Origin of the sequence: Aliivibrio logei (assembly GCF_001691055.1) — a bacterium.
GTDB classification, from domain to species: Bacteria; Pseudomonadota; Gammaproteobacteria; order Enterobacterales; family Vibrionaceae; genus Aliivibrio; species Aliivibrio salmonicida.
This window is the reverse complement of the sequence record NZ_MAJU01000008.1, coordinates 140,817-154,357: the sequence shown is the minus strand read 5'-3', so window position 1 is coordinate 154,357 and position 13,541 is coordinate 140,817. Positions and strand designations below refer to the sequence as shown.

15 protein-coding genes are annotated in these 13,541 nt (G+C 39.4%); 7 read left to right on the top strand and 8 right to left on the bottom strand.

What is annotated here, in order from left to right; translation table 11 throughout:
* Positions 1-141: 141 nt before the first annotated feature.
* From A6E04_RS04855 to A6E04_RS04845, 3 genes are all read left to right on the top strand, one after another.
* Positions 142-1,692, top strand: a complete 1,551-nt coding sequence (locus A6E04_RS04855; protein ID WP_065610239.1) for an arylsulfatase — start codon at positions 142-144, stop codon at positions 1,690-1,692.
* Positions 1,693-1,760: 68 nt separating this feature from the next.
* Positions 1,761-2,690 (top strand): AraC family transcriptional regulator, encoded by a 930-nt coding sequence (locus tag A6E04_RS04850; RefSeq protein ID WP_065610237.1) that lies wholly within the window; start codon positions 1,761-1,763, stop codon positions 2,688-2,690.
* Positions 2,691-2,836: 146 nt separating this feature from the next.
* Positions 2,837-4,408 (top strand): arylsulfatase, encoded by a 1,572-nt coding sequence (locus A6E04_RS04845; protein ID WP_017022786.1) that lies wholly within the window; start codon positions 2,837-2,839, stop codon positions 4,406-4,408.
* 57 nt (positions 4,409-4,465) lie between these two features.
* Here A6E04_RS04845 and A6E04_RS04840 read toward each other — a convergent pair whose 3' ends face one another.
* The 8 genes from A6E04_RS04840 to A6E04_RS21260 form a co-directional block, all read right to left on the bottom strand.
* A complete protein-coding gene (locus A6E04_RS04840) occupies positions 4,466-4,741 on the bottom strand; it encodes a nitrogenase-stabilizing/protective protein NifW (RefSeq protein ID WP_017022787.1) in 276 nt (91 codons plus the stop codon).
* Between the two features lie 112 nt (positions 4,742-4,853).
* A complete protein-coding gene (locus A6E04_RS04835) occupies positions 4,854-5,276 on the bottom strand; it encodes a GNAT family N-acetyltransferase (RefSeq protein WP_339373644.1) in 423 nt (140 codons plus the stop codon).
* Positions 5,277-5,335: 59 nt separating this feature from the next.
* Positions 5,336-6,205 carry an SDR family oxidoreductase gene (locus tag A6E04_RS04830; protein ID WP_065610233.1) on the bottom strand — a complete coding sequence of 290 codons (870 nt, stop codon included), beginning with the start codon at positions 6,203-6,205 and terminating at the stop codon, positions 5,336-5,338.
* A gap of 203 nt (positions 6,206-6,408) precedes the next feature.
* Positions 6,409-6,753 carry a hypothetical protein gene (locus tag A6E04_RS04825; RefSeq protein ID WP_017022790.1) on the bottom strand — a complete coding sequence of 115 codons (345 nt, stop codon included), beginning with the start codon at positions 6,751-6,753 and terminating at the stop codon, positions 6,409-6,411.
* 195 nt (positions 6,754-6,948) lie between these two features.
* Positions 6,949-7,314, bottom strand: coding sequence for a DUF4156 domain-containing protein (locus A6E04_RS04820; RefSeq protein ID WP_023603365.1), 366 nt, complete (start codon positions 7,312-7,314; stop codon positions 6,949-6,951).
* 563 nt (positions 7,315-7,877) lie between these two features.
* Entirely contained in the window at positions 7,878-8,120 is a 243-nt protein-coding gene (locus A6E04_RS04815) for a hypothetical protein (RefSeq protein WP_017022792.1), read from the bottom strand.
* A gap of 228 nt (positions 8,121-8,348) precedes the next feature.
* Entirely contained in the window at positions 8,349-8,801 is a 453-nt protein-coding gene (locus tag A6E04_RS04810) for a YccF domain-containing protein (protein WP_012550070.1), read from the bottom strand.
* A 71-nt stretch (positions 8,802-8,872) separates the two neighbouring features.
* Positions 8,873-9,034, bottom strand: coding sequence for a hypothetical protein (locus A6E04_RS21260; protein WP_017022793.1), 162 nt, complete (start codon positions 9,032-9,034; stop codon positions 8,873-8,875).
* A 381-nt stretch (positions 9,035-9,415) separates the two neighbouring features.
* On the opposite strand from A6E04_RS21260, the gene rbsD reads away from it, so the two are divergent.
* The 4 genes from rbsD (at position 9,416) to rbsB (ending at position 13,408) form a co-directional block, all read left to right on the top strand.
* Entirely contained in the window at positions 9,416-9,835 is a 420-nt protein-coding gene (gene rbsD / locus A6E04_RS04805; RefSeq protein WP_012550068.1) for a D-ribose pyranase, read from the top strand.
* A 60-nt stretch (positions 9,836-9,895) separates the two neighbouring features.
* Positions 9,896-11,410 (top strand): ribose ABC transporter ATP-binding protein RbsA, encoded by a 1,515-nt coding sequence (gene rbsA / locus A6E04_RS04800; protein WP_065610231.1) that lies wholly within the window; start codon positions 9,896-9,898, stop codon positions 11,408-11,410.
* Positions 11,407-12,393 carry a ribose ABC transporter permease gene (rbsC, locus tag A6E04_RS04795; RefSeq protein WP_065610229.1) on the top strand — a complete coding sequence of 329 codons (987 nt, stop codon included), beginning with the start codon at positions 11,407-11,409 and terminating at the stop codon, positions 12,391-12,393. The genes rbsA and rbsC overlap by 4 nt, the downstream gene beginning before the upstream one ends.
* A gap of 136 nt (positions 12,394-12,529) precedes the next feature.
* Positions 12,530-13,408, top strand: coding sequence for a ribose ABC transporter substrate-binding protein RbsB (gene rbsB, locus A6E04_RS04790; protein WP_065610227.1), 879 nt, complete (start codon positions 12,530-12,532; stop codon positions 13,406-13,408).
* The last annotated feature ends 133 nt before the right edge of the window (positions 13,409-13,541 follow it).

The window sequence follows — 13,541 nt, the reverse complement described above, 5'->3', positions numbered from 1 at the left end:
TACTTACATGATTAATTATAACTTGCAGTTATGAGCAACATAACCATTTCCAATACAGCGTTATTTCCGTTTTTGCAGCACTATAAGCCTTTCTTTCAAATATTCTCCTGATCGAAAAATACATTCTTTTAGGAAAAATCCATGAATAAAATAATAAAGAAAACCGCGATTGCTACTGGATTAGCCATTTCGGGAATTCATGTTGCCTATGCAGCAGCGCAACCCAACATCCTCGTGATTTTTGGTGATGATATTGGTTACGGAAATATTTCTGCATACAACCAAGGCATGCTGGGCTACGAAACTCCGAACATTGATAGCATAGCCAATGACGGTGCCTTATTTACGTCTTATTACGGCCAACAATCTTGTACTGCTGGACGTTCGGCTTTCATTACCGGTCAAATGCCGGTCCGTACAGGCTTAACTAAAGTAGGCATGCCCGGCGCGAAACAGGGTCTGCAAGCAGAAGATATAACCCTTGCACAAACCCTTAAAGATTTAGGGTATACCACTGGTCAATTTGGCAAAAACCACTTAGGTGACAGTGATGACATGCTGCCAACCAATCACGGTTTTGATGAGTTTTTTGGTAATCTTTATCACTTGAATGCCGAAGAAGAGCCCGAGAATCCCGACTATCCAAAAGATCCAAGCTTCCGTAAGAACTTCGGACCTCGTGGCGTTATTCACTCTTACGCCGATGGTAAAATCGAGGACACAGGTCCATTAACACGTAAACGTATGGAAACCGTAGATGAAGAAACATTAGATGCGGCAATGAACTTCATGACCAAAGCGGTGAAAGCAGATAAACCATTCTTTACCTGGTACAACGCAACAAGAATGCATATACGAACACATATCAAAGCGGAAAACTCAGGTAAAACAGGGCTTGGTGATTACGCAGATGGAATGGTTGAACATGATGGCATCGTCGGTCAACTACTCGACAAAGTAGATGATCTGGGTATCAGTGATAACACCGTAATTATCTATACAACGGATAATGGCCCGATGAATGCGACTTGGCCCGATGCGTCATTTGGTCCATTCCGTGGTGAAAAAAATACCGGCTGGGAAGGCGGATTTAGAGTTCCAGCCGTTGTTAAATGGCCTGGACACATTAAGCCGGGAACAAAATTAAACGGCCTATTTGCTGGTGAAGATTGGTTACCAACCCTAACCGCGATTGCAGGTAACAAGAACATCAAGCAAGAGCTGTTAAAAGGCTACAAAGCAAATAATGGCACAACCTATAAAAACCATTTAGATGGGTATGACCAAGTAAACTACCTAACAGGAAAAACAAAAGACAGTGCTCGTAAAGAGTTCTTCTATTGGTCTGATGATGGTGATCTACTTGCGATGCGTGATGGTCGTTGGAAACTGCATTTTAAAATCCAAGAACATCAGGGCTGGAAAGTCTGGACACGAGAACTTACTACGTTACGTATTCCAATGATCTTCGATCTGAAAGTGGACCCGTACGAAAAAGCAGACCAAGGATTTGGTTATGATGAATGGACATTTGACCATGTGTTCTTACTCGTTCCAGCACAGGCTACAGTCGCAAAAATGCTAGAAAGCTTTAAAGAATTCCCTCCTCGTCAAGAAATTCCAAGTTTTTCAGTTGATAAAGTCATGGATCAAATGATGAACATGGAAAAAATCTCAAACGCGGGTAAATAAATACCTACCAAATAAACAGAGCTCACATTGAGCTCTGTTTATTACTTAATGAATTTAAAGGTAGAAAAATGAGACATTCCGATCACTTTACATTTGATGAATTTAGCGAAAAACTGTGGGATTTATTTCATGGTCACACATTGATCCCTCATTTTTCTTCATCATTAGACATGGCTAATTTTACCTTTCAATGCATCAAGCGCGATAACGTAAATTTCTATCTATTCGAAAGTCCCGATCCACTCGTTTTATTTAGTTTTCATTTACCTTTATTATTTCATTCAAAAACCTTGTTATTACTCGATCTAAACAACGGAGGTTTACGTTTAAATGGCATTCAATGTGAAGACAATCAATTCGCGTTGATTTCAGAACAAAGCCAACTTCCTTTTTGTTTTCAAATCCCCGCTCACTCACCAATTTTGGTCTGTGATGTAAAAAGTGACAACAAAAAATTCAACCAACTTTGTCACAGCATGGTACCTGTAAACATTGATATCAATTATGCTCAAGAGTTAAAAGAAGTCGCAAAAAAAGCCAGCAAAGCGTTCCCAGATCATACCTCAAATATTGGTGCCATATTGCTCATGCGAATTGTAGAGCTACTTTCTTTTCATCCAACCCCAATGCGTCCAGAAGCATCAGCAGGAAGAAGTCGCTTACCTAGAAAAGATTTCATCCCAAAATGCATTGATTTTATGATAGAGATGTCATCTACAGAAGCAATCCGGTTACTTTCAAGCCAGAATAGTATTTCAGAAAAAACCATTCGTAATGCATTCAAGTACTCTGTCGGATTTACCCCTAAAGAATTCGAACAAATAAGCAAACTCTTTGCATTTCGACGGGCTTTAAGACAACCAGAGACAATCACCGTATTTGATGCTGCGATTGCTAGTGACGTCTATCGTTGGTCACGTTATGCCATACGATACGCTAAGATATTTAAAGAATTACCACGTCAAACTCTTGAGAAAGGTCTCACTTCTCATCAATAAGCCAGACGTTGTATTTCTAGTTAAAATAGAACAAAATCAATGAATTATAAACAAAGATAACTTTTGGTTATAACGCCTATAAAGCGACGAGCCTTTATTTCTCATTTAGAGTGCAGATAATTAATCGCAACTAATTGGAGTTATCTATGGGTAATCATTTAAATAAGATTGCTATTGGTGTTGGCCTACTTGCCACATCAGGAGCAACAATGGCCGCTTCTCAGCCAAACATTCTTGCTATTTTTGGGGATGATGTAGGTTATTGGAACATCAGTGCTTACAACCAAGGCATGATGGGCTACGACACACCAAACATTGATCGTATTGCTAACGAAGGCGCACTCTTTACTGACCACTATGGACAACAATCTTGTACAGCAGGACGTGCCGCTTTCATCACAGGTCAAGAACCATTCCGTACAGGCTTGCTAACTATTGGAATGCCGGGTTCTGATCACGGTATTCCTGATTGGGCACCAACCATTGCTGACTTATTAAAAGAGCAAGGGTATATGACGGCGCAATTTGGTAAAAACCACCTTGGTGACCAAGATAAACACCTACCAACAAACCATGGTTTTGACGAATTCTTCGGTAACCTTTACCACTTAAATGCAGAAGAAGAACCAGAAACATACTACTACCCTAAAGACCCTGAATTCCGTAAGAATTACGGCCCTCGCGGTGTAATTAAGTCATTCGCTGACGGTAAAATCGAAGATACCGGCCCAATGACGCGTAAACGTATGGAACATGCGGATGAAGAATTCCTAGACACTTCACTCGCGTTTATGGAAAAAGCCGTTAAAGCTGATAAACCTTTCTTCATCTGGCACAACACCACTCGTATGCACGTTTGGACTCGCCTACAAGAAAAATACCGAGGCGTATCGGGCGTAAGTATTTATGCTGATGGCATGATGGAGCACGATGACCAAGTTGGTATCCTTCTGGATAAACTAGACGATTTAGGCGTGGCGGATAATACCATTGTTATTTATTCAACCGATAACGGTGCAGAGACAGCAACATGGCCTGATGGCGGTGCCACTCCGTTCTATGGTGAAAAAGGCACAACATGGGAAGGTGGAATGCGTGTTCCTCAGCTTGTTCGCTGGCCGGGAACCATCAAACCAGGCACAAAAATTAATGAAATGATGGCTCACCAAGATTGGCTACCTACGTTACTTGATGCTGCAGGCGTACCTGATGTAAAAGAAAAACTGGCTAAAGGCTACAAAGCCAATGGCAAAGAGTTCAAAGTACATATCGATGGTTACGACTTCAAACCCCTCTTTGAAGGTAAAGTAGATAAAGGCCCTCGTGAATCTCTATTGTATTTCACCGCAAATGGAGAATTGAATGCAGTTCGTTGGAAAGATTGGAAACTGAACTTCGCTGTTATGGAAGGTAACATTGCAGATGCCGTTCGCTTAACACCAAACTGGCCTCAAATTATTCACCTACGTGCTGACCCATTTGAAAAAGCACCACACGAATCAGGCATGTACCTACGCTGGATGGCCGATAACATGTGGTTATTTGTACCAATGCAAGACGTATTAGGTGAGTTCTTTAACACATTGCCTGATTACCCAATGCAACTGGGTCAAACAATGAATCCTGCGGCTATTAGCTCTGAGTCGCTTCAATTAAAAGCAAAAATGCAGCAATTGGATAAACTACAACAACAAATGAATACATTAAACGTTAAGTAATTTACCGTTGTAGAACAATAAAAACGCCCTCAATATTATGTGTATTGTGGGCATTTTTTACCTGCGTTGGCATGTAGTGCATCCCCGGCAAGCAGAACGAGTGTGTTTACTTAAATAACTTCGCTGTACTTTGCAGTAAGCGTTTTTCAATGCACGGCGAGCCGAGAACCAATCATCAGGTTTTGCCAATAATAAATAACCATTAAAACGTTTCATTAATTGAATTCGATTATCATCAATAAATCGACTATCAAATCCAATGTCAAAATGTTCCAACGCTTGTTCTATGCAAGTAAAACTCGCTATCGTTTTTTGAATTTCTTCTTGGCTCATGATCTATATCATTAATGGTTTTGCGTCAGTGTAAAGTGAACGCTCTTTGGCGTATTGATGTAATCCGTATTTATCTTAATTTACAGCCAACGGCCTCACCATTTAAGTATATTTAGACTGATAGCGATTTAACCATATAGTAGCGCTGACCGGAAATGGGGAAGTTATCAAGTTTCATTTTAACCTTGTAGCCGTGTCTTTCATAAAAAGGCTTAGCTTGAAAACTAAAGGTATCAAGAAAACTAGAATGACAGCCTTTACTCTTAGCAAAGTTCTCTGCTTTTACCAATAATTGACTTCCAATACTCTGTCCTTGGTGTTTTTCATCCACCCATAAGAACTTAACAATAAGCCATTCACCCCATACTTCACCAACAAGGCCACCCATTTTATTCCCTGAGTCATCTTTGGTCGTGCACATTACCTCGGTATGAAAAATGTCTTTTAGGTGAGGCATATTATATTGACGTAAGTGCGTACGGATCTCTTCAATATCCATTTTCTCTGGTGCCGTTGTTATTTCTATCTTCATCATTCCCTCCATGAATTGATATAAGTACCAATCTATTTATTCCAAAAAAATATTATCACTCTTTATTTATCTTTTTCAAACATAGCTTGAAAATACTCACCTAATTTATGATTCCCATATTTAGGTGCAATCATATCTTGTGCCATAACCGTAAGAAAAAACTCCGCAGGCCCTCCAAATTTTTCAGGTAATTTAGACGTAATATATACCGCAATGCATCTTATCCAATCAGGTAAACCGGTCGTTTTAGGTTGTTTATTTTGAGCTTGAAACGCGAGATTCACAATATCCATCGCAGATAAAACCTCAGAGCCACCCACATCAAATTCTTTTTCTTTTTTATCAATAGCTTCTATACAAAAATGAGCCAGATCCTCACCATGAATTGGATTTAATCGTACCTCTCCTTTACCAAAAACATAAGCACGCCCAGAGGCTGCCATTGTATAAAAGGCTTCAATATCAGCATAAAACCCATTTGGTCGGATCACACAAGGAATTAATTTTGTCGATGCTAATAATGACTCAGAAAAACGTTCTTTCGCATTCAATAATCTTACTTGTTTGTATTTCTGAGCATTAAAAGCCGAAATATAAATAAACTTTTTAACGCCCGCGTTTTCAGCCTCTCGTAACAAATTCACATTTGCCTGAAAATCCACATCCATGTAACCGAGTCCATCCTTTTGACGAGTGATACCGACACAAGAAATAACGACATCAATGCCATCACAGCACCCGACCAAAGACTTGGCATCCGTTACTTCGGCAAGTGTCATTTGCTTATCCCTTAATCCAATCGCTTCAAGTTTGGCTCTGTTTCGCCCTAATGCTTTAAAATCTGACGAGATTTTTAATAACTCTTTCACAATATGACCGCCTAAATAGCCAGTCGATCCTGCAATTAAAATTCGTGGGGCTCGAGTGCTCATTTAATATCCTTAAATAGGCAGAAAAATTAGAAGAAGAGAAGACAGCGGTAAGCATTATGATGAGACAAAGACAGGTAATTCGCAACACAATACAGCATAATTAAAATAACCTAATTCAAGATAATTAAAAAGTGCGACCAACAAAAAACGCCCTAATGTCATCACATTAGGGCGTTTATTTTTTGTTTAGAAATAATAATCGATCAATGTTTAAAGGTGTTTCCTTCCGTTTCACTTGTTGCCGTAAGATCACCTGCTGGATTAAGTAAATGAGGTAAAATCTTAGGTAAATTTAATTCGATGTCTTTATCTAACACAGGAAAAATCATCTCGTTATACCAGCCGAGTAATCCCATTGATGCATAACCAATCGCATCATTATCTTCACGGTGTTCAATGATGATTTGTAAAAAACGCAGAATAGCTCTGTCGTTTGATCCCGCTTCTTCGCGTGTAGTGTGGAATATATGAGTTGCTTCAGCAATCAATCCTTCATATTCGGTTTCGACTGAAACTTTAAAAGAACCACCATCAACAGAAATTTTCATAATACTTAGCCAATTAATTATTGTAATTGGTTTAAATGGTAACGAATAAAGCCTGATTTGTCGCTAACTGGCTAACAAGACACTTTGATCTAGATAAAGAAAAGAGCAACCCTGATTGATTTTTAATCTCATGATTGCCCCTTCTTATTCATTCATCGTTGTGTCTCGTCATATCCGTGACCCAACAGACAAGATTTAATTTGGTAACACTGCCGTCTTATTTTCTTCTGGTTTTCCACATAAATAGGCATTACCAAACATAGTCACTGAACTCGAAAAACTGAGAGGTTGATATAGGTATAGAGTATCAGCGCCTAATTTAGCAGATTTAATTCGCATTTGGTTTAATGAGCCCCAAACCATGTCTTTATCTGCATGTAGCCAGTAATCATAAAAATGACCTTCTGAACCAAATACAATGCCCATACGTTCACAATCTTTGACCGCATCGACTTCATCCCAAATAACCTCTACTTTCTCAGACTCTTGAGTAGGAAAAGTTACACAGCCTGTTAATAGCATTGTTGATGCTATTATTGTACTAACCATTAGCGTTTTCATTATGTAATCACTAACCAAATAAATGTGAGGGGATTTTAATCAAAATAATAGAAGAGGCAAGTAAAGAGTTATCTATATACTTGTTTTTAATATTTATTTACGAAATTATCTTCATCAAAGATAATACCGTCATTGCCTTCTTCCCTTACGGTAAACCTACTTTTTCTAATCGCTTCGCAGATATGATATTTTCCACATCAACGCCGACAATAAACGTATCTATTAACGCCCTTTCAATGCAACTGTTTATTCATCCGTAAACAACTCACCGCCAGAAGATCTCACCTAATAAATAGTTTTCGGAGATCATTTCAGTCAACCAAAATTAGCATCAGAGTGAGTATTCATGTTTTAAAAATAGGGAGGAAGATCTTGAACAACCGAAGGAGAAAGTAAATCAACAATAGAAGCCAATAAATCTGGTGTTAGTGACGCGATATATAAATCAACATAAGAAACATCAAGTCTTTCCGTTGTAAATGCTAATGATGCAACGTTGATCTATTCATCATACATTTACCTTAGAACTATAGGACTAAAAGTGCTTATCTACGGATAAACCTCTACTTACGTGGATTATTACTATACCAAGCATCAAGCAGTTCTTTACCGTAAACAATGTCTATATTCATATGCATAACCAAAAGAAAAACCACTAATAAAATACAGAGAATATTAAACCAGATATTCACTTTTCTACGCATTGGTTCGTAGGTACAAATATTAATCGCAACTAAAAGAAAAGGATAACTGCCTAATAATATAATTAGCCACCCAAGATAATTTGATATCGCCATTGGAGCCATTATTCACCTCATGTACTCGAATAAAAAACAAATATAACTAAATTGAGAATCAATCTAATTATTGTCTATTTTTAAACCAAATCAAATAAATGACAGCAGATTAGTATTGTCTTTCGCAGTTTACGCAAACTGAATAAATCACGGGCGATAATGAAGAACGAGGGTAGGAATAAAAAGGACATAGAATAAGTACATACCTATTACTTGATGTCCTTTTTTAGAACAGAATTACTTCCACTTATCCGCTTCTATTTTAGCATTCGCATTGCGAACCACAGAAGCCACTTCTTTATCAACGATAGTCTGACCGATCGGTGCAATTGAAATAGCAGCAAGTTTTAAATGCTGTATCGCAAATGGAATACCAATGATAGTAACAAAGCAAGCAATTGCCGATATTACGTGACCAATCGCCAACCAGAAGCCAGCAAAAATAAACCACAGAACATTACCTAAAAAACCAAGGCTACCCGTTCCTATATCTTCAGATTTCGTTAAATCATCACGACGGATCGCTTCTTTACCGAAAGGAAAAAATGAAAAGCCCGCGATAACAAAACACGCTCTTCCCCAAGGGATACCAATAATGCTGATAAAAGCGATAAGCCCAAAAAAGCACCATGCTAAACCCATAAACACGCCACCAAACAGAAACCAGATTAAATTACCAATTGCGCTCATTTTATTTCCTTACTTATAAATTTGAGATACCGATAAAACATACAATGCCAGATTATACATAGATAAAACGATTAATCATCCGCGCCACATTTAGCACATGCAACATGAGTTCGTTCACCTTCATTAATAACCGTATAACTGCCTACGCAATTTTCACACAATGCGAGTATTGGATAAGCTTCTTTCTCTTTTTTAGACGTTGTATCGCCTTCCGTCGTGTAACGTTTTCTCATTGTGGTGCCTTAATTAGCGATGAAGAGTTTAGTTTTACATTAATCCTACTTTTGGTGCTGAACAACACCGATTAACCATAATATCATAAAGCACACAATACGCATTCTAGTCTTAATCAATAACAAATTAAAAATAAACTATTGAAATTATTCTTGAGTAATGCCCCTCCTCATAACTAGTTCACTCACCAAAATTTGACCAAGATCTCCTATTCACCACTCTATCAATTGTAATTCTGCGCTCGATCACACTTAGTTACATTCCTTGATGCAAAAAGCCATTTATTGCTCTAAATTCATCATCGAAACGTTTACGCAAACGTTTCGATGAGTATAAAACACGCAGTAAATGCTCATCAATTATTAATCAAGGGTATTCTCATGAAGAAAAACACACTATTAAATGCTGAATTATCGTACATAATTGCCTCTCTAGGCCATACCGATGAAATTACAATTTGTGATGCTGGCTTACCTATTCCAGACAGATCACAACGAATCGATTTAGCGTTAATTCAGGGAATACCAACCTTCATTGATACCGTAAAAGCAACGCTTGCTGAGATGCAAATTGAAGGTGTAATTGTTGCCCAAGAATTCAAAACGGTTAGCCCACAATTGCATGATGAGCTAATGACTCTTGTCCAAATCGAAGAAGAATTGCGTGGTAAACCAATCACGATTTCTTATATCCCTCACGAAGAATTCAAATCACATTCTCACCAGAGTAAAGCGATAGTTCGTACTGGTGAATGCACTCCTTACGCGAATGTTATTTTTCAATCTGGCGTTGTTTTTTAAGTCACCCTAGTGTCGATAATTAAGCAACTTACACAGTAGTAAATAATGAAAGGATCACTCATGAATCAACCCATTCTCGAACTAAAAGGGATTGAAAAAACCTTCCCCGGTGTGAAAGCATTGGATGGCGCTTGCCTTAATGTTTATCCCGGTAAAGTAATGGCATTAATGGGCGAAAATGGCGCCGGTAAATCGACCTTAATGAAATCTCTCACTGGCATTTATGCAATGGACGCGGGTGAAATACGTTACGAAGGTAAAGCGGTTAACTTTAATGGTCCTAAGCATTCTCAAGAATCTGGTATCAGTATTATTCACCAAGAGTTGAATCTTATTCCTGAATTAACGATTGCTGAGAATATCTTCTTAGGCCGTGAGAAAACCAATGCCTTTGGTGGCATCAAATGGGCTGAGATGTACAGCGATGCTGACGCCCTACTTAAACGTTTGAATGTAAAACACCACTCTCGCCAACTGTTAGGTGAACTGAGTTTAGGTGAGCAACAAATGGTTGAGATAGCCAAAGCGTTGTCATTCAAATCTAAAGTTATCATTATGGATGAGCCAACGGATGCGTTAACGGATACTGAAACCGAATCTCTGTTTAAAGTGATTAATGAATTACGTGATGAAGGGTGTGGCATTGTTTATATCTCTCACCGTCTAAAAGAGATCTTTGAGATCTGTGATGACATTACCGTACTTCGCGATGGTAAATTCATCGGTGAACGTGTGGTTGCCGAGATTGATGAAGATACCTTAATTGAAATGATGGTAGGCCGTCGATTAGATGAGCAATACCCTCGTATTGATGCAACACACGGTGATAAATCATTAGAATTATTCGATGTGTCTGGTCCTGGTGTTGAGAATGTTAGTTTCTCATTAGATCGCGGCGAAATCCTTGGTATCTCTGGCTTAATGGGTGCCGGTCGTACTGAGTTAATGAAAATCATCTACGGTGCTGCACCAATGACGTGTGGAGCAATCAAACTTAATAACAAAATGATTAACCCTATCTCTCCTCGTGATGGGCTGGCAAATGGCATTGCTTATATCTCAGAGGATCGCAAAGGCGACGGCTTAGTATTAGGTCTATCCGTCAAAGAAAATATGTCGTTATGTTCTTTGGATCAATTATCAAAAGGCATTCAACTTGATCATCAAGCAGAAGTGACTGCGGTTGAAGATTTCATTCGCTTATTTAATATCAAAACCCCTTCTCGTGATCAAATCATTGGTAACTTATCTGGTGGTAATCAACAAAAAGTAGCGATTGCCAAAGGTCTTATGACTCGCCCTAAAGTCCTTATTTTAGATGAGCCAACACGTGGCGTTGATGTCGGTGCGAAAAAAGAGATCTACCAATTAATTAATCAATTTAAAGCCGAAGGCATGAGCATTATTTTAGTCTCTTCTGAAATGCCAGAAGTGTTAGGAATGAGTGACCGCATTTTAGTGATGCATGAAGGCCATATTAGTGGTGAATTCATGGCTAAAGATGCCGATCAAGAAAAATTATTGGCTTGTGCAGTAGGTAAAACTGTTCAGCAAAACGTCGAGGTAACAGCATGAGCACTAAATCTATGACTCCATCTGAATCGCAAAAAAAGAAAGGCGGCATGTTCTCAAAAGAATGGCTGATTGAGCAAAAATCGTTAATCGCGCTATTGCTACTCATTGTCGTGGTTTCTTTTTTAAACGACAACTTTTTTACTGTCGACAATATTCTAAATATCTTACGTCAAACCTCGGTAAACGCGATCATCGCTGTTGGTATGACATTAGTTATTTTGACCGCTGGCATTGATTTGAGTGTTGGCTCAGTATTGGCGCTTTGTGGTGCCTTTACCGCTACGATGATTGGCCTTGAGATCCACCCAATCATTGCGGTTCCGACCTCTTTACTTGCAGGTGCGATTCTTGGTGCGATTAGCGGAATTATCATTGCCAAAGGTAAGGTTCAAGCCTTTATCGCAACGCTGGTAACGATGACGTTGCTTCGTGGTGTAACCATGGTTTACACAGAAGGCCGCCCTATCTCTACTGGCTTTACTGATGTTGCTGATAGCTTTTCATGGTTCGGTACGGGTTACGCACTTGGTATCCCAGTGCCAATCTGGTTAATGGTTATCGTGTTCGCATCAGTATGGTACTTATTAAATCACACACGTTTTGGTCGCTATGTGTACGCACTAGGTGGCAATGAATCAGCAACACGTTTATCGGGCATCAATGTTGATCGCGTTAAGATTGGTGTTTACGCTATCTGTGGTCTACTTGCTGCTTTGGCTGGCTTAATCGTAACGTCTCGTCTTTCTTCAGCTCAACCAACCGCTGGTATGGGTTATGAGTTAGATGCTATCGCTGCGGTTGTTCTTGGTGGTACAAGCCTTGCTGGTGGTAAAGGTCGTATTATGGGTACGCTTGTTGGTGCTCTGATTATCGGCTTCTTGAACAACGCACTTAACTTATTAGATGTATCGTCTTACTACCAAATGATCGCAAAAGCCGTGGTTATCTTACTGGCCGTATTAGTCGATAATAAAAACAAATAAATCCAAAAGAACCACCCTGTAACTCGTTAGCTGTACTAAAAATTAGCTCTATCAATATTATTATTTTTATAAAAAGGCACAACCAAACGTACCCTGTTTGAATTGTGTCGCCCTACACCCTTATAAGGAATATAGAATGAAAAAGTTAGCAACCTTAATCTCTGCGGCACTACTTTCTGCCTCTTTCTCATCGACGGCTTCGGCTCAAGATACAATGGCAATGGTCGTCTCTACCTTGAACAACCCATTCTTTGTAACAATGAAAGAAGGCGCTGAAGCAAAAGCAAAAGAACTAGGCTACAAACTGATTGTTCTGGATTCTCAAAATGATCCAAGTAAAGAGCTTTCAAACGTTGAAGATCTAACGGTTCGTGGTGTTAAAGCCATTTTGATTAACCCAACCGATTCAGATGCGGTATCAAATGCAATTCGCATGGCTAACCGTTCTGGAATTCCTGTCCTAACGCTTGATCGTGGTGCAAGCCGTGGTGATGTAGTGAGCCATATTGCGTCTGATAACGTGGCTGGTGGTGAAATGGCGGGTAAATACATCATGGAAAAAGTGGGCCAAAAAGCGCGCGTTATCCAACTGGAAGGTATTGCAGGTACGTCTGCTGCGCGTGAACGTGGCGAAGGTTTCATGAAAACAGTAAACAGCGGTGATTTAGTGCTACTTGGTAGCCAACCGGCTGATTTCGACCGCACTAAAGGTCTAAACGTAATGGAAAACATGCTTGCTGCAAACCCTGATGCGCAAGCGGTATTTGCTCAAAATGATGAAATGGCATTGGGTGCACTTCGCGCTGTGCAAGCGTCAGGTAAAGACGTATTAATCGTCGGCTTTGATGGCACTGAAGATGGCATTGCAGCCGTTAACCGTGGCATCTTGGGCGCAACTATCGCTCAACAACCCGATTTAATCGGTGCACTGGGTGTTGAAACGGCAGATAAAGTACTTAAAGGCGAAACGGTTGCTAAATATATCCCTGTTGAGCTAAAAGTTATCACTAAATAAAACCGTAACAACATAATACAACTGGAGCATTGATGCGCTCACAACGTAGTATCAGTGCTCCACTCTCTCTTCAATCTCATAGAAAATGTATCGCTAAATGACAGAGTCTTCTCACCCATTTATCCATACGTTT

Bases quoted from the DNA above. Each gene is read 5' to 3' on its own strand.
- A6E04_RS04855 (WP_065610239.1), top strand. From the start codon at position 142: ATGAATAAAATAATAAAGAAAACCGCGATTGCTACTGGATTAGCCATT.
- A6E04_RS04850 (WP_065610237.1), top strand. From the start codon at position 1,761: ATGAGACATTCCGATCACTTTACATTTGATGAATTTAGCGAAAAACTG.
- A6E04_RS04845 (WP_017022786.1), top strand. From the start codon at position 2,837: ATGGGTAATCATTTAAATAAGATTGCTATTGGTGTTGGCCTACTTGCC.
- A6E04_RS04840 (WP_017022787.1), bottom strand. From the start codon at position 4,741: ATGAGCCAAGAAGAAATTCAAAAAACGATAGCGAGTTTTACTTGCATA.
- A6E04_RS04835 (WP_339373644.1), bottom strand. From the start codon at position 5,276: ATGATGAAGATAGAAATAACAACGGCACCAGAGAAAATGGATATTGAA.
- A6E04_RS04830 (WP_065610233.1), bottom strand. From the start codon at position 6,205: ATGAGCACTCGAGCCCCACGAATTTTAATTGCAGGATCGACTGGCTAT.
- A6E04_RS04825 (WP_017022790.1), bottom strand. From the start codon at position 6,753: ATGAAAATTTCTGTTGATGGTGGTTCTTTTAAAGTTTCAGTCGAAACC.
- A6E04_RS04820 (WP_023603365.1), bottom strand. From the start codon at position 7,314: ATGAAAACGCTAATGGTTAGTACAATAATAGCATCAACAATGCTATTA.
- A6E04_RS04815 (WP_017022792.1), bottom strand. From the start codon at position 8,120: ATGGCTCCAATGGCGATATCAAATTATCTTGGGTGGCTAATTATATTA.
- A6E04_RS04810 (WP_012550070.1), bottom strand. From the start codon at position 8,801: ATGAGCGCAATTGGTAATTTAATCTGGTTTCTGTTTGGTGGCGTGTTT.
- A6E04_RS21260 (WP_017022793.1), bottom strand. From the start codon at position 9,034: ATGAGAAAACGTTACACGACGGAAGGCGATACAACGTCTAAAAAAGAG.
- rbsD (WP_012550068.1), top strand. From the start codon at position 9,416: ATGAAGAAAAACACACTATTAAATGCTGAATTATCGTACATAATTGCC.
- rbsA (WP_065610231.1), top strand. From the start codon at position 9,896: ATGAATCAACCCATTCTCGAACTAAAAGGGATTGAAAAAACCTTCCCC.
- rbsC (WP_065610229.1), top strand. From the start codon at position 11,407: ATGAGCACTAAATCTATGACTCCATCTGAATCGCAAAAAAAGAAAGGC.
- rbsB (WP_065610227.1), top strand. From the start codon at position 12,530: ATGAAAAAGTTAGCAACCTTAATCTCTGCGGCACTACTTTCTGCCTCT.